Here is a 339-nt window from a genome sequence, read left to right as displayed (position 1 = left end):
GTGCTTGGCGGATTGTTTCCTTTTATGATGGCGCTGGTGACGGAAGATTCCATGCAGCCTGCCCTGATGGTAGTGGTCGTGATCGTAGTGATCCAGACTATTGATAATTACTTTATCGAGCCGAATATGGTGGGTGGTGAAGTGAATCTGAGTGCGTTTGCGTCCATCCTGGCGATTCTGGTGGGTGGTCTTATCTGGGGTGTGGCCGGGATGGTGTTGTTTATTCCGATGGTGGGGATTATTAAGATTGTGTGTGATCATGTGGAACCGTTGAAACCCGTAGGCTATGTGTTGGGGGATCCGGATGGAAATAAGCCTTCGAAGGTGAAGGAGTGGATA

1 protein-coding gene is annotated in these 339 nt (G+C 49.6%); it reads left to right on the top strand.

All coding sequences use genetic code 11. The features are described from left to right. Positions 1-339 (top strand): AI-2E family transporter (locus KK062_RS30140; RefSeq protein WP_254088095.1); only part of this gene is annotated, 339 nt, incomplete at both ends.

It is taken from the genome of Dawidia cretensis, from assembly GCF_018598175.1.
Lineage (GTDB): Bacteria > Bacteroidota > Bacteroidia > Cytophagales > Cyclobacteriaceae > Ohtaekwangia > Ohtaekwangia cretensis.
The sequence above is the reverse complement of the archived record's forward strand: the minus strand, read 5'-3'. Positions and strand labels throughout refer to the sequence as shown.